The following is a 19,994-nucleotide window of genomic DNA, read 5'->3' on the forward strand; positions in this document are numbered from 1 at the left end:
GGCCGCTCCGGCACCCCTCCTGGGTGGCAGCACCAAGGTGCTGCGCCGGGATAAATTGTCGCACTACTTGAGTGGAGCGAAGCGAGGTGGCTCCACTCGTACGATGTCCTCGATCGCTCTGGCCGCTCGCTCGGACCGTACTTTCATCACTTGATGCCTGATGATCATGCCCACGATCAGACCCAAGATCGCCGAGTAGAGCGTCGAGAGACCGATGTACGTGGGGAACGCTCCGGGCGTGACCAAAGATGTCGCCAGCACTCCTGTGCCAATGACCGCGAACACCTGCACCCACCAACCCTCGCGGCGTCTGGACCGCAGGGAGACGCCGACGATCAGCGCCGGGAAGCCCACGAACACCTCGACCGGCCTGGGCACGCCGTCAATGTGAGTGCGCATCCAGATCACGGCTTCGTCGATCGCCCGTACGAGCGATTGCGAGCCATTGCTCCGAACGAAGCTGCTGTAGACGAGGACCAGGACCACGACTGCGGCAATGCCAGCCAGAATCAGGAAGTGCTGCCTACCCAGGCCGTGAAGGCCAGCGCCAAGGTTCCACACCAGCGTGATCGCGAGGCCGAGGGCAACGATCAGCACGGCGAGGTTGAAGCGCTGGTAGTTGACCGGCGCATTCCAGGCGGCGACGGCGAGCGTTCCGCTGAGTGCGACCACGAGGGTGACGATGTACTCGCGCATTGCACCAATCACCGAGCTAGCCGGACGCGTGACCAACACCGCCCACACCGCCGCAAGGACAGCGGTGACTGCGGCCGAAGCGGCGAGCAGCATGTTGGTCTCCAGGACCACAGCCAGCAACCCGAGCAGCGTCGCGAGGGGCAGCCAGATGCGCATGAACCCGCCACCTCGATGCGTCAGCCCGATCGTGAAGACAACCATCAGCAGCGCCGCAGATGGCCGCTCGACCCACGTCGGGCTGTCGACGGCAACAACTGCCGTGCCAGCTCCAACCGTGCCGACGACCCAGGCGAGGAACGTCAGCACCATGATCAATCGAACCGTCCGCGGTGACTCGATTCGAGGCTCGCGGGTCGGCACGTCGTACGCGGGAGGAACCGACGAGTCCAGCTTGCGTCGTCCACCCTTCGGCGTACGGCTCATGACCTGATCCTTCGGTTGGCAAGCGATGGGTTGACCTCGCGCGCATTCGTTACGTCTTTGGCCTCGAGCACCGCTCGCAGGATCGCTGGGGCATCCTCGGCCTCGACAACGATAGAGCCCCAGGGATCGATCGCCGCGGAGTGCCCGGTGTAGCGGTCGCCGCCCTGCGCGGCAGCGACAACGTGCACGGTGTTCTCGATCGCGCGCGCCGTCAACAGGGTCCGCCAGTGGTGAAGCTTGTGCTCACCGGCAACCCACGCTGCCGGAATGACGAGCAGCTCGGCGCCGGCGTCAACCAGCGCACGAGCGTGCTCGGGGAAGCGCAGGTCATAACAGGTCATCAAGCCGACAGGCCGCCCAGCGATCTCGACCACCACAGGCTCGATCGCGCCCGCAGAGAGCCGATCGGACTCGCGATAGCCGAACGAGTCGTACAGATGGATCTTGCGATATGTCGCGCGCAGACCATCCGCATCAACAACAACCAGGGTGTTGTACGGCAAGCCGTCGGTCCGCTCGAACATGCCGGCAACGAACGTCGTCTGAAGCCGCTGCGCCTCGGTCGTCAGCAGTTGTACGAACGGTCCATCGAGGGTCTCGGCGACAGGCGCCAGATCGAGGTCCGGCGCGCCGAAGTCATGCATCGCTCCCTCGGGCAGCACGACCAGGTCGAGGGCGTCCGATTGGGTGAGTGCGGCCAGCTGGCCTGCAATCTCAGTGCGGTTGGTCGCAGAGTCCGTCGCCGAGACGAGCTGGACCAGTGCGACACGCATAAGTGCAATCTTGGCAGGTGCAGCCTGACTGCCCAGCCGAACGGGTGGGTAGCGTACGAGCATGCGTGCCGTAGTGGTCTCCCAGCCAGGCGATGTCGACTCCCTTGAGGTGGTCGACCTCCCGGTGCCCGAACCAGGCCCCGGCGAGGTCCTGATCGAGGTCACTGCGGCGGGGGTCAACCGCGCCGACCTCATGCAACGCCGCGGCCTGTACGACCCGCCGCCCGGTGCCACTCCAGTCCTCGGGCTCGAGTGCTCAGGATCCATCGCCGCAGTCGGCGAAGGCGTCACCGATCTCCCACCCGGTACGCAGGTGTGCGCGCTGCTCAGCGGTGGTGGGTACGCCGAGTACGTCGCCGTACCGGCCGGACAGGTTGCCGTCGTACCTCGTGGCGTCTCGCTCCTCGACGCTGCAGGGCTGATGGAAGTCGCCTGCACCGTCTGGTCGAACGTGTTCATGATGGGCAAGCTCGACAACGGCGAGACACTGCTCGCCCACGGCGGCGGCAGCGGGATAGGCACGATGGCCATCCAGCTCGGCAAAGCCTTCGGTGCCCGCGTCGCAGTGACGGTCGGCTCGGAGGCGAAGGCGGCATTCTGTCGCGAGCTGGGTGCGGACATCGTCATCAACTACCGCGAGCAGGACTTTGCCGAGGTGTTGAAGGAGCAGGGCGTCACGGCCGACGTCATCCTCGACATCATCGGTGCGAAGTACCTCGCCGCCAACATCTCGGTGCTGTCGACCGCGGGCCGGCTGGTGATCATCGGGCTGCAGGGCGGGCTCCGGGGCGAGCTCGACATCGGTGCGCTGCTGACCAAGCGTGCCGCGGTCATGGCAACGTCGCTGCGCGCACGGCCGACGGCCGAGAAGGCCGCGATCGTTTCCGCGATGGTGGCGCAGGTATGGCCACTGGTTGCAGATGGCACCGTACGGCCGATCATCCACGCGACCTATCCGCTCGAAGACGTACGTGCTGCACACCAGGTGCTGGAGGACTCCTCCCACACCGGCAAGGTCCTTCTGACGCTCAACTAGGGTGAATGCATGACTGAAGAGCAGCCAGAGACCATCGGTCCCGACGGCCAGCCGGTTCCGGCGACCCCATCTGAAACCTCCCTCTCAGACCTGGTCGCCCAACCCGCCAAGGTCATGCGCATCGGCGGGATGATTCGCCAGCTCCTCGACGAGGTCAAGGCAGCGCCGCTCGACGAGGCCAGCCGCGTACGCCTCCGCGACATCCACCTGCAGTCCATCAAGGAGCTCGAGGACGGGCTCGCACCTGAGCTGGTCGACGAGCTCGAGCGCCTGAGCCTGCCCTTCAACGACGAGACACCCTCCGAGGGTGAGCTCCGGATCGCTCAGGCCCAGCTTGTCGGCTGGCTCGAAGGGCTCTTCCACGGCATTCAAGCGGCCCTGTATGCCCAGCAAGTTCAGGCTCAGGCTCAGTTCCAGAACATGCGATTGGCGCTACCGGGTCCAAACGACACCAAAGGTGACGATTCGACTACAACAGGCACTTCCAACGATCCGAACGGAATGTACCTCTAGAATTAGAGTCAGATGTGAACTGGCGCCGTCTGAGGGAGAAACAGCAGGCGTCAGTCGATTGGGAAGAGGGAGCCCATGACCATCGTTGACGAAACGACGACGCCTCCGTGCATTTTTGAGCCGGAGGTATTCCACGACGAGAACCTGCACAATCCGCCTGCGCGACATGAAGTGTCCGCGGCCGAGTGGGCACAGCTGTCGGCCAAGCGAGCATCCGCGCACCGCAAGTGCGCTGGCTGCCCGCTGATGGTCGACTGCCTCTACCGCGCAGTCGTCGAGGTCGACGTGTCGGGCTTTGTCGCCTGCACCAGCGAGACCGATCGGCAGAAAATGCGGGCTGAGCTCGGCATCCAGGTCGCACAGCCAGCGTTCCCCTTCGGTGGAGCCCGCGTGGGTGGCGGCCCACTGAGTCACGATGCCGTGATGTCAATGCGCCACGCCTACCCCAAGGACACCTGCGGTCAATTGGCTGAGCGACTGGACTGCTCGACGTCAACCATCAAGCGGCACATGCGACGCGCCCGCGAGATGAAGAAGGATGGTGCGTCAGGACTGGCCAGCATTCCTTCACTGCCGACGATCGACGACGTACTGGACTGCTTCGACGGACTCGAGTCGAGCCAGGTCGCCTGATTTCCGTTCGTTGACTCAGAGGTAGCGCTGAAGCTCGGCCACCAGGCCTTCTTCTTCGACCGTGCCAGTGACGTGATCGGCGACGGCCAGCAGTGACGCAGGTCCGTTGCCCATCGCCACGCCCCGGCCTGCCCACTTCACCATCTCGACGTCATTGTTGCCGTCGCCGACAGCCAGCACGTCGGCCGGGGTGATCCCCAGACGGTCGCAGAGGAACGCCAGTCCGGACGCCTTGCTGACACCTTCTGGCGCGAGGTCGAGCCAGGCCGTGTAGCCGATGTAGTAGTTGGTGTCGGAGAGCCCAAGGTCCTCGACCAGGGTCGCGAATTCCTTCTGGCTGTGCTCGGGTGAACGTATGACGACGCGCGTCACCGGTTCGGAGATCAGCGACTCAACCGGTTCGACCGTCATCTTGCCGTTGATCTCTCCCGACGGGAACGGCTTGTTGAGCCGGTAGCCCACCCCGATGTCCTCGACCGCAACGAGCGCATCAGGCACATGCTCGAGCACGCGTCGTACGGCTTCGCTCGCGTCAAAGGTCACCAGGTTGAGGATCTCGACCGGGTTGTACGTGAACACGATCGCGCCATTGCTGGCGATCGCGTAGGCATCGTCGAAGTCGAGCAGGGCCGCGGTGTTGAGCACGCCCGGGATCGCCCGGCCGGTCGTGATGACGGTCTCGATACCGGAGTCACGGATGGCGCGCACGGACTCGCGTACCGCGGGCGTCATCACGTTGTCGCCGTCGACGAGCGTTCCGTCCACGTCGAGAGCGACGAGCTTGGGCCGCCAGCTCACGCGAGCGGCCTCAGGACCTCACCCAGATATGGATGCAGCACAGCGGGCAGGCGTACGGATCCGTCAGCCTGCTGACCGTTCTCGAGCAGCGCGATGATCGTGCGGGTCATGGCGCAGAGCGTTCCGTTGAGCGTGGCAGCCGGAGCCGTACCGTCCTCACCGCGTACGCGGATGTCGAGCCGGCGGCTCTGGAACTCGGTGCAGTTGGAGGCCGACGAGACCTCGCGGTACTTGCCCTGCGTCGGGATCCACGCCTCGCAGTCGAACTTGCGGATCGCTGAGAGCCCGAGGTCACCCGAGGCGACGTCGATGACGCGGTAGGGCAGCTCGAGGGCATCGAGCCAGTCGCGCTCCCAGCCAAGGAGGCGCTCGTGCTCGGCGGCCGCTTGGTCGAGCGTCGTGTAGACAAACATCTCGACCTTGTCGAACCAGTGCACGCGGAAGATGCCGCGGGTGTCCTTGCCGTACGACCCGGCTTCGCGCCGGTAGCAGGGGCTGAAGGCGGCGTAGCGCTTCGGCAGCAGCGAAGCCTCGAGGATCTCGTCTGAGTGATAGGCCGCGAGCGGCACCTCCGACGTACCAACGAGGTAGAGATCGTCCTTCTCGAGGTAGTAGACGTCATCGGCGGCCTGGCCGAGGAAGCCGGTGCCCTCCATCGCGCGCGGCTTGACCAGTGCGGGCGGGATCATCGGCGTGAATCCCCAGGCGGCGGCCTTGCTCATTGCGACCTGGGTCAACGCGAGCTCAAGCTGGGCGCCAACACCGGTCAGGTAGTAGAACCGGGCCCCGCTGACCTTCGCACCGCGCTCGGTGTCGATCGCACCGAGCATCGTGCCGAGCTCGAGGTGGTCACGCGGCTCGAAGCCCTCCGCCGCGAAGTCGCGCGGCGTGCCCACCGTGTCGAGCACGACGAAGTCATCCTCGCCACCTTGGGGCGCATCGGCCGAGGCGAGGTTGGGCAGCTGCTTCATCAGCTGGTCGAACGTGTCGGCGGCCTGCGTCTGCGCAGCCTCGGCGTCCTTGACCTGCTGGCTCAGCTCCTTGGTACGGGCAAGCAGCTCAGTCTTCTCGTCGCCTTGCGCCTTGGGAATCAGCTTGCCGAGATTCTTCTGCTCACCGCGTACAGCCTCGAACGTCGCGATCGACGACCGGCGCTGCTCGTCAGCGGCGATGAGCTCGTCGACGATGTCAGCAGACTCACCGCGGCGGCGTTGAGCTGCACGTACGGCGTCAGGGTCTTCTCGCAGTATTCGGGGGTCAATCACGCCTCCAGCCTATCTGCCAGGGGAGGACGACTTCGCGCTCCATATACGCTGGGGCGACTCTGATCAGCCCGGAAGAAGCGAGGAGCCGTGTCGTTCGACCTGCGTCGTGCCGAGCCCAGTCGCGCAGGTGCACTCACGCGCATCATTGCCGGGCTGACCGTCGTCTTCGTTCTTCTCGCGGTGTTCGTCTCCACCGGCCTCGATGCACTCCAGTCGATCGATGACAACGTCGGCGATGCCGCGTACGACTTCAGCAACGAACGTCCTGGCCTCGTCACCTTCCTTGATGTGGTCGCGCTCATCTTCAGCAACCTGTGGATCAGCATTGCCCTCGCACTCGGAGCGGCGTTCGCGCTGTATCGCCGTGAGCGCCAGGTCGCACTCTGGATCACGGTCAGCGGCATCGTCGCGATCGGCGGCAACGCGCTCCTCAAACTGATCTTCCGGCGTGAGCGCCCCAACTACGACAACCCGCTGCACGAGATCGGTGGGTTCTCCTTTCCCAGTGGTCACTCCGCGGGTTCGGCGATGTTCTTCACGATCGCCGTGCTGATTGCGATCGTCATCACGGGCCGCGGCTGGCGTCGTCGCATCATGATCGCCGTCCTCGTGCTGCTCGGTCTCGGCGTCGGCGCGAGCCGGATCTTCCTCGGCGTTCACTACCTCAGCGATGTGACCGCCGGCTTCAGCTTTGGCATCGCGGTCACTCTCGGGCTGTGGCTGCTGCTCGTCACCGACGCGACCCGGCTGCCCCACGAGCTCGCAGTGTTGACGGGCTCGGGCCGCAAGCGGGTTGCGGTCATCCTCAATCCGTCCAAGATCGCCGACGTCGAAGAGTTCAAGGAGCGCGTACGTTTCGTCGCAGCTCGCGACGGATGGAGCGAGCCACTCTGGTTCGAGACGACGATCGAGGACCCCGGCTACGGTCAGGCCCTTGCCGCGCTCGAAGCCGAAGTCGATCTGATCCTCGCGGCCGGCGGCGACGGTACGGTCCGCGCGGTGTGTGAAGAAGTCGCTCGTACGGGCGTGGCCGTCGGCATCCTGCCCCACGGCACCGGCAACCTGCTCGCCCGCAACCTCGGCATACCGCTCAACACTCGCGATGCTCTCGACGTCGCCTTCAGCGGTCAGGACCGGGCGGTCGACCTCGGCACGTACAAGACTGATTCCGGCACTGACACGTGCTTCTTGGTGATGGCCGGGCTCGGCATGGACGCCATGATCATGGACGGCGTCGACGACCAGCTCAAGGAGAAGGTCGGCTGGCTCGCGTACTTCGTCTCAGGCATCAAGGCGGCGCGCTACCCCGCGATGAAGGTGCAGATCGCGGTCGACGACGGCGAGTTCAAGAAGTTCAGGGCCCGCACCGTGGTGGTCGGCAATGTGGGCTTCCTGCAGGGCGGCATTCCGCTGTTGCCTGATGCCCAGATCGACGACGGCCTGCTGGACGTCGTCGTCATCGCACCCAAGCGTTTCATTGGTTGGTTCGCGATCCTGGTTCGAGTGATCGGCCGCCGGCGGCGTACGAATGAGCAGCTCGCTCGACTCACCGGCCACAAGGTCGTCATCCGCGCCGAGAAGCCAGTGCCGATGCAGCTCGACGGTGACCCCGTGGGCGAAGGCCTCGAGATCACTGCCGAGGTGCAGCCGGGAGTGCTCCTCGTACGAGTGCCAGTTGCCTTGGCGCCTGCCCAGTTCTGAGCCTCGGTCGTCCCGCGCATCGCTGTCGCGCACGCGCACTGAATCTGCCACACAACGGCGCGGGCGGGCTTAGAGTGCGGCCATGGTGACCGACTCACTGGCCGAAGACGGGCTCAAGGAGTGGTTGCTCGCGGGCGACCCGAGCATCCGTTGGCAGGTCATGCAGCACCTGATCGGATCGCCGCCCGCCCAGGTGGCCGCCGAGCGGGAGCGGGTGGGGACCGAAGGTTGGGGAGCCAGGCTCCTCGCAGCGCAAGATGCGGACGGTCTCTGGGCAGGAGCCCTCTACAGTCCCAAGTGGACCTCCACGACATACACGCTGCTTCTCCTGCGCCAGCTCGGACTCGCCCCCAGCAACAGCCAGGCACGCCATGGCTGTGAGCGACTCTGGGAGGCAGCATCGGACTACGAGGGTGGCCTGAACTTCGCGAAGAGCATCCGGGAGCCCGAGACTTGCATCACCGGGATGCTCGTCCTGCTCGCCACCACGTTCGGCTGCGCCGAGGGCAGGGTCGACCGAACCGTCAACTGGCTGCTGAACGAGCAGCTCGCAGATGGCGGATGGAATTGCGAGACGATCCGTTCTGGCTCCAATCACGGGTCCTTCCACACGAGCATCACGGTGATGGAGGCGTTGCTCGCATACCAAGAAGCGGGCGAGATCCCGGTGAAGGCTGCGCTGGCGAAAGGCGAGGAGTTCTTCCTGCGTCATCGACTCTTCAAGTCCCACCGGACCGCCCAGGTCGCGGACGAGACTTTCACCCGGTTCCCGTTCCCACCGCAGTGGCATTTCGATGTGCTCCGCGGCCTGGAGTACTTCCACTCGGTGTCTGCAACCCATGACGATCGGTTGCAGGACGCGGTGGACCTGGTTCGAAACGCTCGTCGGACCGACGGAAGCTGGCACCGGCACCGGCCCTACCCGGGTCGCACATGGTTCCAAATGGAGCCAGCCGGGCCCAGCCGCTGGACGACACTCAGATGCCTTCGAGTGCTGTCCTGGTGGGATGGAACGCCGCCGCTTCCAGATCAGTAGCTCGGGTGGCAGATTGGCGTGACCACCGCTGTGTGATTCTCGAGAGCATCGATCAGAGCGACTCCAGCAACGCGTCGAGCTTGGCGTAGCCGTCGACTACACCGTCCACCATGGCTTCCATCATGGCGTCACGCGCCTCTTCGCTTCCTGCGGTCGACACGCCCCGGAGCAACGTACGACCGTTGCCGAGGTCCTCGAACCAGAACCGTTCGAAGAAGACGTCCCCCGGAGTGCCGAGGTACTCGAACGTCTGGCTGAAGCCTTCGACTGTCGGATCCCCATGGAAGACGCCACGAAAGCTGAACTCGTTGCCCTCGGGATTGCGGTGGGTGAACGAGTAACCGCCACCGTGGTGCGGCTCGAACTGGTTGATCGTCATCTCGTAGTCGTCCGGTCCGACCCACTGCGCGTACAGATCGGGATCTGTATGGGCAGCCAGGAGCTGCTCACGGGTGGCGTTGAACTCCCGCGTCATCTCGATGTTCTGCGTACCCGGGGCTCCGGTGATCTTCAGGGTGTCCGTCGTGTTCATGTCCTACTCCTCGCTGGTTTCGTTGAGTTTGGTTTCGTTGAGTGATTCGAAGAGCTGGTCGAGCCGGTCATAGCTCTCGCTCCAGTACGTGCGGTAGTCCGCCAGCCAGCCGGTCGCGTCCTTGAGCGGTTCGGCCTGGAGGTGGCTCAGCCGCATCGTGCCCTGCCGGTTACGTGAGATCAGCCCGGCTTGCTCGAGCACCTTGAGGTGCTTGGAGACAGCTGGCTGAGACATCGTGAACAGTGCCGTGAGGTCGCCGACGTTGGCGTCGGTCTCGGCGAGCCGGGCCAGGATGGCGCGGCGGGTCCGGTCGGCCAGGGCGCCGAACACGAGGTCGAGCTGATCTTCGTTCATCACATCTCCATAACTACTTGGTTATAGATAACCACAGGGTTATGGATGCCGTCAAGACCATGACTCCCATCACAGTCAGACCAAGCGCTCGCCAAACTGTGCACTTTCATCTATCGTGGTTTCCGAACGCTTGCTCGGAAACTGATGCGAGCGTCCAACAACAGCCCTGGTTTCGCGAAATTCGCACAGAAGGAATCCCACATGCTCGGGAGCAAACTCTCCACCCAGATCCGACTCGCTGCACTGCTTGCGGCTCTGACCGCCGTGTTCGGGGTCATGACACTGATGGCGCCCTCCGCACATGCCGTCACTGTGACCGTCACCTCCGAAAAGGGCGTGACCTTCACGGCGAATGATGCAGCGCCCGAGCAGGGTGCAACGGTCACTGCCTACGACGAGTCCTTCGGACCCGACGTCACAATCCCCCAATCAGTGACTATCGAAGGCACCGAGTACGCAGTCAAGAAGGTCGGTTTTCAAGCCTTCTACGACAAGGGTCTGGCCAGTGTCACGATCGAGGCCGACCTCACGTCCATCGGCCAAAACTCCTTCGGGCTGAACTCCCTCACCAACTTCACGATCCCCAACACCGTCACCGCAATCGGTTCGACGGCGTTCGCGGGGAACGACCTCACGGCGATCGTTATCCCCGACAGCGTCACGTCGATGGGCCAGAACGTCTTCGCCATCAACAACATCGCCACCGCGACGCTCTCGAGCAACCTGACCACTATTCCGGAGAGCACGTTCGAGTCGAATGCTCTGACCAGCATCAAGATCCCCAATGGCGTCACCTCCATCGGTACCTACGCGTTCTGGGGCAACTCACTGAGCGCCGTGACCGTCCCGAGCAGTGTCACCAGCATCGGCAATAGATCATTCGACTTCAACTCTGGGCTGAGCTCGGTGGCGTTTTCCGGAGCTGCACCAACGGTCTTCGATGCCGGCACAGCGGAAGAGTCGTTCGACACGGCCAGTGGATCGCTCGTCGTGCGATACCGGCCCGAATACGCGGCCAGTTTCGCATCACCGTGGCACGGCTACACGACCGAGCCCTACCTCGAAGGCTTCGCACCAACCATCACCGGGAAGACGCGCGAAACCTATACGTTGACCGCGGTACCCGGTCCGGTCGAGTCCGACGCCACACTGGGCTACCAGTGGAATGTCGACGGCACACCGATCGTCGGTGCCACCTCCGCGACCTACATCCCAAAGAAGACGGACGCCGGTCGGCGCCTGAGTGTCACTGTGAAGGCGACCTACCTGGATACAGACCCGTTGGTCAAGACATCGCCGACGACAACGCGGATCAGCTCGCCGTACAAGCGCCTGGTCCTGGCATCGACGACAGTTCACCGTGGCGAGAGCTTTCCGGTGGTTGCTACTGGTTTCAAGAAGTACCAGCGGGTCAAGATCATCCTCGGTGGCGTGACCCGCTACGTAGGACGCGCCAACTCGGTTGGCACGGTCGCCAAATGGGTGACTTTCAAGTCGACGACCAACTACGGAACTCGGAGCGTACGTGTCTCGGGCTACGACTCAGACTGGGACCGAACCAGCACCATCGTGAAGTACGTGACGTACGTCAGATAGCGACGTAGGCGTCGATCTCGGCGAGAAGATCACGCTTCACGGCGTCATCGGCGAACGATGCCCGTACGGAGGCACGCGCCAGCTCGGCCACTCCGGCGTCATCCAGTCCCAACAGGTCCGCAGCGATCGCGTACTCCGCGTTGAGCGTCGTACCGAACATCGGCGGATCGTCGGAGTTGATCGTCACGGGTACGCCAGCCGCCACCAGCGTCGGCAACGGGTGCTCCGCCAGCGAGGCTACGGAGCGCGTGCACACGTTGGACGTGGGGGAGACCTCGAGCGTGATCTGGTTCTCGGCGAGGTATGCCATCAGCGCCGGGTCCTGCGCGGCGGCGATGCCGTGCCCGATCCGTTCGGCATGCAGGTAGTTGATCGAGTCCCAGATCGTCTCGGGTCCGGTCGACTCGCCGGCATGCGGCACCGAGCGCAGACCTGCAGCAATCGCCTGCTCGAAATGCGGCGCGAACTGAGGACGCGGCACCCCAACCTCGGGCCCGCCAAGACCGAAGCCCACGAGGCCATCGGGACGGAGGCGCAGCGCCGTGTCGAGCGTGATGTCAGCCGACGGAACCCCTGACTCGCCCGGGATGTCGAAGATCCAGCGCATCACGATGCCGAAGTCGACCTCGGCCTTGCGCCGCGCATCCTCCAGAGCCTCGCAGTAGGCCTCGGCGGAGATGCCAACCGCGATCGATGTGTAGGGCGTGCAGGTCAGCTCGACGTACCGCACGTTCTGCGCTGCCAGGTCTCGAGCGACATCATAAGTGAGCGTCCAGAGGTCCTCGGGCGTGCGGAGCAGATCGACCACAGCGAGGTAGACCTCGATGAAATGACCGAAGTCGGTGAACGTGAAGTAGTCGGCCAGCAGCGCAGGATCGGCCGGGACGGGGGTGTCGCCCTCATACCGTGCGGCCAGCTCTGCGACGGTGCTCGGTGACGCGGATCCAACATGGTGGACATGCAGCTCCGCCTTGGGGAGCCCCTCGATGAAAGTCACAGACTCACACTATTCCCGCGCAGCAGGCGTCAGGGAGTGGGCTATTCGGCGGCTTGCTGGCGTTCGATGACCGTGCCTCGATTGTCGAATGTCACGTCGACAGTGACCAGTACTTCGTCACCCATCGAGAACTCGACCCGGTTCTCCTCGGCGGTGAGGTTGCCGGCCGTGCCTTCTTCGAGCCAGGTCGTCGATCCGATCACGCTGATCAGCGCGACCTTGGCACCGTTGTCGATCTGGCCACGGAACACGACAGGGCCCGGACCGCTGTCACGGATCACAAGGGCGGTACGACTGACCGCGGGATCGTCAGCGGTCACCGTGTTCTTTTCCGCACCTCCGGAGCGACCGAACGTCCACTTGTCGTCGCCAACCAGCACGACTTTGCCACTCTCGCCGGTCGCGGTCTTCCAGGTCACGGTGAACACATCTTCGATGTTTACACCTTCTCGGCATTTCCGCCCTACGAACAGCCGAAATTCGCCCGATTGAGCTATCTACGTCCCGGGAACAATTGCCGAGATGATCGTGCCGTCCGAACGACGGCGGCCGGGCACGGGCGGCGGTTCACCGTCGAGTCGCGGACCCTGTCCGTTGAGCGGGACCGTGACCGGGTCACCGGGGAGGACGGTGACGTCCTCGCCACGTACGCGCAGCGTGGCCTGCTTGCCCTCTTCGACCTCGAGCTGGAGCTCGTCGGCACGTACGGTCACCTTGACCCGGGTGCCGAGCAACGTGACGCGGTAGGCAAGCGAGTCCCATGTCTCGGGCAGCCGCGGGTCGATGCTGAAGACGCCACCGTGATCGCGGAACCCACCGAAGCCGGCGACCAGCGAGCTCCACACGCCTCCGGTCGACGCGACGTGTACGCCATCGGACGTGTTCTGGTGGCGGTCGGCTAGGTCGACGAACAGCGCCGACATGAAATAGCGGAGCGCCAGGTCGTGATAGCCGACTTCGGCCGCGATGATCGACTGCACGACTGCCGAGAGCGTCGAGTCTCCAGTCGTGATCGGGTCGTAGTACTCGAAGTCGGCGCGCTTCTCCTCTGCGGTGAACTCGTCCCCCTGCAGGTACAGAGCCAGCACCACATCGGCCTGCTTGAGCACCTGGAAGCGGTAGATCACCAGCGGGTGATAGTTCAGCAGGAGCGGTCGCTTCTCCAACGGCGTGTTCTCGAGGTCCCACACCTCACGCTCCAGGAAGTGCTCGTCCTGTGGGTGCACGCCGAGGTGCTCGTCGAACGGAATCGCCATGTCATCGGCAGCCCGCTCCCAGGCAACGATCTCGGACTCCTCGAGCTCGAGTCGCGAGACGACCTGGTCGTACTCGACGCCATCGCGGATCGCGAGCTCACGTACGGCCGCCGCCGCGCGACGCAGGTTGAAGCGCGCCATCACGTTGGTGAAGAGGTTGTCGTTGACCACCGTCGTGTACTCGTCCGGACCGGTCACTCCATGGATGTGGAACGTGCCGTCCTCTTCGTTGCGCCAGAAGCCGAGGTCAACCCACATACGGGCCGTCTCGACGAGCATGTCGATGCCTTCTCGGGTCAGGAAGTCGACGTCACCGGTGGCCGCGAGGTACTGGCTCAACGCATACGAGATGTCGGCGTCGATGTGATACTGCGCGGTGCCTGCGGCGTAATAGGCCGAGGCCTCCTCGCCGTTGATCGTCCGCCACGGGAACAGCGCACCCTTCTGCGCCAGGTCCTTCGCACGCTTGCGTGCCGAGTCGAGGAGTGTGTAGCGGAAGCGCAGCGCGTTGCGGGCGGCCCGCGGAGTCGTATAGGTCAGGAACGGCAGGACGTAGACCTCGGTGTCCCAGAAGTAGTGACCGCCGTAGCCCGAGCCAGTCACACCCTTGGCCGGTATGCCGGTGCCTTCAGCGCGCGCCGATGCCTGGGCGATCTGGAAGAGATTCCAACGCAGCGCCTGCTGTACGTCGGGTTGACCTGCCACTTCGATGTCGGAGCGAGCCCAGAACTCATCGAGGTACGCGCGCTGGTCGGCGAACTGCTTGTCGAGCCCTTCCTCCTGCGCCCGGTCGAGGGTGCGGCAGCAGCGGTCGAGCAGCTCACGCGAGGGGACTCCACGCGACGTGTGATAGCTGACGAGCTTGGTCAGTGTGATCGGTTGTCCCGGCTCGGCATCGATCCGGTAGGTCAGCTTGGCCAGGTCATCGTCGGTCTGGATCCGCTTGGTGTACGCGTTGGCCGTCTCGAGCCGGTGATCAGCGGCGACCGCGAGTGTCATCCCGCTCTCGGCGCATTTGTAGCCCAATGTGACGCGGCCATCGGCGAGATTGCCCGAGTTGCCCTCCGGGAGGAGCACCCGGTGGCGCATCTCGTTGGCCTTGCGAGGGTCGACGCCTTCGCCCATTGCCATCGACCGGACGTGATACTCGTCCTCACCGTCCTGACGGTTGAGGATCTGCGAGGAGATTGCGACCGGCGCGTAGTCGTCGAGCATCGTGACCTCGAACGTCAGCACCGCGAGGTGGCGCTGGGTGAACGACACCATGCGGCGCGACTTGATCTGAACCCTCTTGCCGCCGGGCGTACGCCACAGGATCGAACGCGACATGACGCCGGAACGGAAATCGAGGTCGCGCTCGTACTCGACGAGATCGGCGATCGGCAGCAACAGCGGTTCGTCGTCGACGTAGAGCCGGATGACCTTGGCGTCCGGTGCGTTGACGATCGTCTGGCCAACCTTGGCGAAGCCGAAAGCCTCTTCGGCGTGATGGATCTGCCAGGTCTCGTGGAAGCCGTTGATGAACGTGCCGTGCGAGAACGAGTCGCGACCCTCGTCGACGTTGCCGCGCATGCCGAGATAGCCGTTGCCCACCGAAAACAGCGTCTCGGTGGTGCCGAGGTCAGCTGGGTTGATGTGTCGTTCGACGAGACGCCACTCGTCGACTGGGAACCGCGCCCGATCCAGGAACTCGTGCTGCGTCGGCGCGACATGTGACGGGCTCATAGGAGCTCCTCCAGATCGTCGACGACGATGTCCGCACCGTTCTTGAGCAGTGCATCTGCACCAACTCCGCGGTTCACTCCGATCACCAGACCGAAGTCGCCCGCGTGGCCGGCAGCGACGCCGGACAGCGCGTCCTCAAGCACGACGGCGCGCTCCTTGGGTACGTCGAGCTGGCGAGCAGCATCGAGGAAGGTATCGGGTGCGGGCTTGCCGGCGAGGTAGCGCTCGGCGGCCACGCGACCGTCGACGATGACGGGGAAGTAGTCGATCATCTCGGCGGCCCTGAGCACCGCCGGCGCGTTGCGTGAACTCGACACGATCGCGACCTTGACCCCGCGACCGACCAGCGCTTGCACGAGCTTGACCGAGCCCGGATAGGCCTCGACGCCCTCGGTCTCGAGAATCTGCTCGAACACGGCGTTCTTGCGATTGCCGAGGCCAGCGACGGTCTCTGCCGTCGGCTCGTCAGTCGGCTTGCCCTCGGGCAGCTCGATACCCCGCGACTCGAGGAAGCTGCGTACGCCGTCATAGCGCGGCTTCCCGTCCACGTAGGTGAAGTAGTCGGCGTCGACGTACGGCTGGGTGACGCCCCGGTTCAGCAGAAACTCACCGAACATCTGTGCCCAGGCGCGCATGTGTACGTCGGCCGTCGGCGTGATCACGCCGTCAAGGTCGAACAGGGCAGCGTCGTAGTCGTTCCAGTCCACACATCAAGCGTACGGCCGCCATGTTGCCGAGCGATGTCCAACGCCCAACTCCTCCCTTAACGCTTCAACGAGATTGCCCGGGTCGAAGACCCCGACCTCAGTCACCCAAGGACCATTCGTGCCCAGCCACCCCGTTCACTAGGGTGTTGCAATGGCGTTGGGTGCAGACAGTGAAGTCGGGCGACTGCGTACGGTCATGTTGCACCGCCCTGGTCCCGAGCTAGCCCGACTGACTCCGCGCAACAACGACTCGCTGCTGTTCGACGGTGTCCCGTGGGTGGGCCGCGCTCAGGAGGAGCACGACGCGTTCGCCCAAGCGCTTCGCGACCACGACGTAGAAGTCCTCTACCTGATGGACCTGCTCGCCGAGTCGCTCGTCGACTCCGACGTACGCGCCGGCATCATCGAGTCGACCACCTCAAGCCTGCGTCTCGGTGACGGGCTGCGCGCCCACATTGCTCGGGTCATGAGCGATCAAGCACCGACTGAGCTCGCCCTGACGCTGACGGCCGGACTCCGCAACGACGAGGTCACGAGCTTCCGCAGCATCGTCACCAGCCTGCTCCCGCCGGAGAGCTTCTTGATCGACCCGCTTCCCAATCTGCTGTTCACCCGCGACTCATCGGTCTGGCTTCCGGGACGTGTCGCGGTCACCAGCCTCGCGATGCCTGCCCGCGTACGCGAGACCCAGCTGACTGGCCTGATCTACGAGCACCATCCGCGGTTTGTCGGCACCCCCCGCGCCCACGGACCACATCTCGAGCACCTCGAAGGAGGCGACGTCCTGCTCCTGGCGCCCGGCGTCTTCGCGGTCGGCGTGGGCGAACGTACGACCCCCGCTGGCTTCGAGCGATTCGCCCGCGAAGCACTCGAGGGCGGGCTTGCGCGAACTGTGCTCGCGGTGCCGATCGCCCAGGAGCGCGCCACGATGCACCTCGACACCATCGTCACGATGGTCGACGTCGACACCGTCGTGATCTACCCGACGATGGCCGACGACCTGCGAGCCCACCCCGTCACGTTGGACAACGGCGAGCTGGTAGTCGGCACCGAGGCGTCGTTCTTCGACGCAGCCGCCGAGGCCATGGGGATCGACAAGCTGCACCAGATCGACACCGGTCTCGACCCGGTCACGGCCGAGCGCGAGCAGTGGGACGACGGCAACAACACCCTGGCGATCGGTCCCCGCCTCGCCGTCGCGTACGAGCGCAACGAACAGACCAATGCGCGCCTCAGGGAGCACGGTGTCGAGGTCATCGCGATCAGCGGCTCAGAGCTCGGCTCGGGCCGTGGTGGCCCCCGTTGCATGTCCTGCCCGATCGACCGCGACTGAGCCGTGCAGACAGCAACTCTTCAAGCCTTCGAGACCGAGCGGCCTCGGCTGCTGAACGTTGCCTACCGGTTGACCGGAAGCGTTGTCGACGCCGAGGACGCCGTGCAGGATGCGTGGCTCAGACTCGAGCGGGCCGACGCCGACATCAGCAACCTGCAGGCATGGCTCACGACCGTGGTCAGCCGGTTGTGCCTCGACAGGCTCGGATCAGCTGCCAAGCGGCGGGAGTCGTACGTGGGCCAGTGGCTGCCTGAGCCTGTTGTCACGAGCTTCGACGCGACAGACGACCCGCTCGCCGCCCTCGTACGCGATGAGGATGCTCGGTTCGCCGCTCTGGTCGTACTCGAGGTGCTTCCTCCGGCTCAGCGAGTGGCGTTCGTTCTCCACGATGCCTTCGACGTTCCATTCGACGAGATCGCCGAGGTCCTCGACGTCGACACCGCAAATGCCCGTCAACTGGCGTCCCGGGCACGAAAGGCGGTCGCCGAACCGCCTCCTCCGGTCTCACACGAAGAACACCTCGCAGCTGTCACCAGGTTCGTCGAGGCGATGGCCACCGGCGACCTCGATGCCATTATCGCGACCCTGCACCCAGACGCGATCGTGATGGGCGACGCCAACGGCACCACCAACACCGCCGTCAACGTCATCCACGGAGCAGAGAAGTTCGCCCGCTTCTATCTCGGACTGATGAATCGCTACGGTCCGGACGCGCTCGCGGGGATGGAGCCAGTCCTGGTCAACGGAGAGCTTGGCTTCGTCACGTTCGGCTGGACCGGCGAGACAGAGAAGCTCAGCTCGCCGCCGCGGGTCGCCGCGTTCGCGGTCCGCGACGGCAAGGTGTGCGCTTCCTACGACATCGCCAACCCCAAGAAGCACGCAGGCGTCACGCTCCCGCGTTGGCCGGCTCGTCCGTAGCCCAGGGAACTCGGCACGCATCGCCGGAGCTGAAGCCCTGATCAGTGATACCCAGTGCGTGGTTCATCCGAGCTCGCTGGTTCTCGTGCGAGATCTGGTAGGTCAGCTCAAGGACGCCAGCGTTGCCGTACTTCGCGACCAGTGAGGCGACCTGCTCGTCCGTGACAGTCGTCGGGGTGGCGGTCATGGCATCTGAGTAGCGGATGACTTCGCGCTCGTCCTCGGTGTACTTGTCCGAGTTCTCGAACTCACCGATCTCCTTGAGCCGGTCGATGTCGAGCCCGTCGAGTCGCTGCAGCATCGCGCCGAAGTCGACGCACCACGAGCAGCCCACGGTCCATGCCGTCCGGTAGACCGCGAGCTCGATCAGCGGCGCCGGGACAACGTGCATCGCCTTCTGCAGCGCGAGCTCATGACGAGCGGCGAGAACGAAGAGCTTGCGGTGGTGCGCCATCACGGCGAAGGGTTCGGGCACTTCGCCGACCTGCTTGCGGGCCATCCGGTATCCAACCTTGATGATCGGTCCGGCGTCCTGGGGGCTGAGGGCGGGAATACGAGACATGGGGTGACTCCTGTCCTGCGGCGCCGGTGCGCCGCTCACCCCTCAGACGAAGTAGCCCTCAGAAACGTGACAGGACTAGCGAATAGTCACTTGGCGGCTGGTGAGTGCGCTGCGGGCCGAGCGCTGCTCAGACGTCAGCGGTGACTCGTCCGCGAGCGCATCGTCGAGCCGCCTGGCGAACTCAGCCGCAGGCTTCTCCAGCGCAGCCGCGTCGACCTCGAACTCCCACACCGGAACCAGCAGACCGTGCGCGCGGAAGTGACCGATCAGCTTGCTGCCATCGCCAAGGGTGTCAGCGCCAGCGACGCGCAGGCGGGCGAGTGCGTTGAGCAGATTCTGCTCGTCGTGGGTCATGACCCAGCGGAGCCAACGATGCGGACTCATCTCGGTCCAGTACGCCGAGTCGACCGATTCGAGCCGTACGGTCGGCGCAATGGTCTCATTGGCATCGGCGAGCGCCTCGGCAGTGCCGGGAGCGTCATCCACTCCTTCGACCCAGTAGTCGAAGCCATCGTGCATCTGCACGTCGAACGGACTGGCCGGATCGATCAGGTCCTGCATACGGGCACCGACGCCCGGATCTGTCAGCGGGATGGGCCGGCCGGGCTCGGTCTCGAGACCTGTCTCGACCACATGGGCCAGGTCGCGACTGATGTCGCCGAAGTTGTGAGCCACCTGCAGGCCGAGCCAGATCTCACCGTCGGGTCGGACGATGCCGGCACCCGACCCCGGCAGCGAGGAGCAGACGCGTACCTTCTGGCCGGTCTTGAGCTTCACGTACGCGGTGGCCGAAGGTACGAACTCGCGCAGGGCGATCCAGTCGGCTTCGCCAGGGAGACCCTCAAAGGTGCGCGCGACGAACGGCATACGTTCTTTGACGGTCTTGTTCTTGTTGCGCGATTTCTTGCCCACGAGGGGGAGTCTATGCGGCGGCGGCGCAGAGATCAGTGCAGGCCCATGACGAGCTCGGCGTTGACGCGCGTGCCCTGCGACATGTCGACCCACCAGCGATCGGCAACCCGATTGATGATCGACAGGCCGCGACCACTCAGCGAATCCTCGTCGAAGTCGACCGGCTTGAGCGGCTCACTGACGCCACCGTCATGCACGCTGAGCTCGAGCAGGGTGCCGTTGATGCTC

20 protein-coding genes and 1 pseudogene are annotated in these 19,994 nt (G+C 64.6%); 8 read left to right on the top strand and 13 right to left on the bottom strand.

The window, feature by feature from the left end; genetic code table 11:
• Nucleotides 1-63: 63 nt before the first annotated feature.
• Together V6M39_RS13145 and V6M39_RS13150 are read right to left on the bottom strand one after the other, a co-directional pair.
• Nucleotides 64-1,119, bottom strand: coding sequence for a hypothetical protein (locus tag V6M39_RS13145; protein WP_332644265.1), 1,056 nt, complete (start codon nt 1,117-1,119; stop codon nt 64-66).
• Nucleotides 1,116-1,892, bottom strand: a complete 777-nt coding sequence (locus V6M39_RS13150; RefSeq protein WP_332644266.1) for a carbon-nitrogen hydrolase family protein — start codon at nt 1,890-1,892, stop codon at nt 1,116-1,118. The genes V6M39_RS13145 and V6M39_RS13150 overlap by 4 nt, the downstream gene beginning before the upstream one ends.
• A 61-nt stretch (nt 1,893-1,953) precedes the next feature.
• Between V6M39_RS13150 and V6M39_RS13155 the strand changes: the two genes are divergently transcribed.
• The 3 genes from V6M39_RS13155 to V6M39_RS13165 all read left to right on the top strand — a co-directional run bounded on the left by V6M39_RS13155 (nt 1,954) and on the right by V6M39_RS13165 (nt 4,074).
• Nucleotides 1,954-2,928, top strand: coding sequence for an NAD(P)H-quinone oxidoreductase (locus tag V6M39_RS13155; RefSeq protein WP_332644267.1), 975 nt, complete (start codon nt 1,954-1,956; stop codon nt 2,926-2,928).
• 9 nt (nt 2,929-2,937) lie between these two features.
• Nucleotides 2,938-3,441 carry a bacterial proteasome activator family protein gene (locus V6M39_RS13160; RefSeq protein WP_332644268.1) on the top strand — a complete coding sequence of 168 codons (504 nt, stop codon included), beginning with the start codon at nt 2,938-2,940 and terminating at the stop codon, nt 3,439-3,441.
• 75 nt (nt 3,442-3,516) lie between these two features.
• Nucleotides 3,517-4,074, top strand: a complete 558-nt coding sequence (locus V6M39_RS13165) for a hypothetical protein (RefSeq protein WP_332644269.1) — start codon at nt 3,517-3,519, stop codon at nt 4,072-4,074.
• A gap of 15 nt (nt 4,075-4,089) precedes the next feature.
• On the opposite strand, the gene V6M39_RS13170 is transcribed toward V6M39_RS13165, so the two are convergent.
• Entirely contained in the window at nt 4,090-4,872 is a 783-nt protein-coding gene (locus V6M39_RS13170) for an HAD family hydrolase (protein ID WP_332644270.1), read from the bottom strand.
• Nucleotides 4,869-6,137, bottom strand: a complete 1,269-nt coding sequence (serS, locus tag V6M39_RS13175) for a serine--tRNA ligase (protein WP_332644271.1) — start codon at nt 6,135-6,137, stop codon at nt 4,869-4,871. The genes V6M39_RS13170 and serS overlap by 4 nt, the downstream gene beginning before the upstream one ends.
• A gap of 87 nt (nt 6,138-6,224) precedes the next feature.
• Between serS and V6M39_RS13180 the strand changes: the two genes are divergently transcribed.
• Nucleotides 6,225-7,838 (top strand): phosphatase PAP2 family protein, encoded by a 1,614-nt coding sequence (locus tag V6M39_RS13180; protein WP_332644272.1) that lies wholly within the window; start codon nt 6,225-6,227, stop codon nt 7,836-7,838.
• An 82-nt stretch (nt 7,839-7,920) separates the two neighbouring features.
• Complete coding sequence (locus tag V6M39_RS13185; RefSeq protein ID WP_332644273.1) at nt 7,921-8,874, top strand: hypothetical protein; 954 nt, start codon at nt 7,921-7,923, stop codon at nt 8,872-8,874.
• A 52-nt stretch (nt 8,875-8,926) separates the two neighbouring features.
• Here V6M39_RS13185 and V6M39_RS13190 read toward each other — a convergent pair whose 3' ends face one another.
• Complete coding sequence (locus V6M39_RS13190; protein WP_332644274.1) at nt 8,927-9,406, bottom strand: SRPBCC domain-containing protein; 480 nt, start codon at nt 9,404-9,406, stop codon at nt 8,927-8,929.
• Nucleotides 9,407-9,409: 3 nt separating this feature from the next.
• Nucleotides 9,410-9,760 carry an ArsR/SmtB family transcription factor gene (locus tag V6M39_RS13195; protein WP_332644275.1) on the bottom strand — a complete coding sequence of 117 codons (351 nt, stop codon included), beginning with the start codon at nt 9,758-9,760 and terminating at the stop codon, nt 9,410-9,412.
• Between the two features lie 201 nt (nt 9,761-9,961).
• On the opposite strand from V6M39_RS13195, the gene V6M39_RS13200 reads away from it, so the two are divergent.
• The gene (locus V6M39_RS13200; protein WP_332644276.1) at nt 9,962-11,356 is read left to right on the top strand and encodes a leucine-rich repeat domain-containing protein; all 1,395 of its coding nucleotides are present in this window, start codon (nt 9,962-9,964) and stop codon (nt 11,354-11,356) included.
• Here V6M39_RS13200 and V6M39_RS13205 read toward each other — a convergent pair.
• The 4 genes from V6M39_RS13205 to V6M39_RS13220 all read right to left on the bottom strand — a co-directional run bounded on the left by V6M39_RS13205 (nt 11,349) and on the right by V6M39_RS13220 (nt 16,041).
• Nucleotides 11,349-12,353: an adenosine deaminase gene (locus V6M39_RS13205; protein ID WP_332644277.1), complete on the bottom strand. Its 1,005-nt coding sequence runs from the start codon at nt 12,351-12,353 to the stop codon at nt 11,349-11,351. The genes V6M39_RS13200 and V6M39_RS13205 overlap by 8 nt on opposite strands.
• Nucleotides 12,354-12,394: 41 nt before the next feature.
• Entirely contained in the window at nt 12,395-12,772 is a 378-nt protein-coding gene (locus V6M39_RS13210) for a hypothetical protein (protein ID WP_332644278.1), read from the bottom strand.
• Between the two features lie 78 nt (nt 12,773-12,850).
• Nucleotides 12,851-15,334 carry a glycoside hydrolase family 65 protein gene (locus V6M39_RS13215; RefSeq protein WP_332644279.1) on the bottom strand — a complete coding sequence of 828 codons (2,484 nt, stop codon included), beginning with the start codon at nt 15,332-15,334 and terminating at the stop codon, nt 12,851-12,853.
• Nucleotides 15,331-16,041, bottom strand: coding sequence for an HAD family hydrolase (locus tag V6M39_RS13220; RefSeq protein WP_332644280.1), 711 nt, complete (start codon nt 16,039-16,041; stop codon nt 15,331-15,333). The genes V6M39_RS13215 and V6M39_RS13220 overlap by 4 nt, the downstream gene beginning before the upstream one ends.
• A 151-nt stretch (nt 16,042-16,192) precedes the next feature.
• Between V6M39_RS13220 and V6M39_RS13225 the strand changes: the two genes are divergently transcribed.
• Together V6M39_RS13225 and V6M39_RS13230 are read left to right on the top strand one after the other, a co-directional pair.
• Nucleotides 16,193-17,374 carry an arginine deiminase gene (locus V6M39_RS13225; RefSeq protein WP_332644281.1) on the top strand — a complete coding sequence of 394 codons (1,182 nt, stop codon included), beginning with the start codon at nt 16,193-16,195 and terminating at the stop codon, nt 17,372-17,374.
• A 3-nt stretch (nt 17,375-17,377) separates the two neighbouring features.
• Nucleotides 17,378-18,292, top strand: coding sequence for a sigma-70 family RNA polymerase sigma factor (locus V6M39_RS13230; RefSeq protein WP_332644282.1), 915 nt, complete (start codon nt 17,378-17,380; stop codon nt 18,290-18,292).
• Here the strand turns inward: V6M39_RS13230 and V6M39_RS13235 are convergent.
• From V6M39_RS13235 to V6M39_RS13245, 3 genes and pseudogenes are all read right to left on the bottom strand, one after another.
• Nucleotides 18,261-18,854 carry a carboxymuconolactone decarboxylase family protein gene (locus V6M39_RS13235; RefSeq protein WP_332644283.1) on the bottom strand — a complete coding sequence of 198 codons (594 nt, stop codon included), beginning with the start codon at nt 18,852-18,854 and terminating at the stop codon, nt 18,261-18,263. The genes V6M39_RS13230 and V6M39_RS13235 overlap by 32 nt on opposite strands.
• Nucleotides 18,855-18,929: 75 nt before the next feature.
• Nucleotides 18,930-19,766 (bottom strand): DUF5926 family protein, encoded by an 837-nt coding sequence (locus tag V6M39_RS13240; protein WP_332644284.1) that lies wholly within the window; start codon nt 19,764-19,766, stop codon nt 18,930-18,932.
• A gap of 32 nt (nt 19,767-19,798) precedes the next feature.
• Nucleotides 19,799-19,994: pseudogene (locus V6M39_RS13245) on the bottom strand (hypothetical protein); the annotation flags it as partial.

Source organism: Aeromicrobium sp. (assembly GCF_036675695.1).
Taxonomy (GTDB): Bacteria; Actinomycetota; Actinomycetes; order Propionibacteriales; family Nocardioidaceae; genus Aeromicrobium.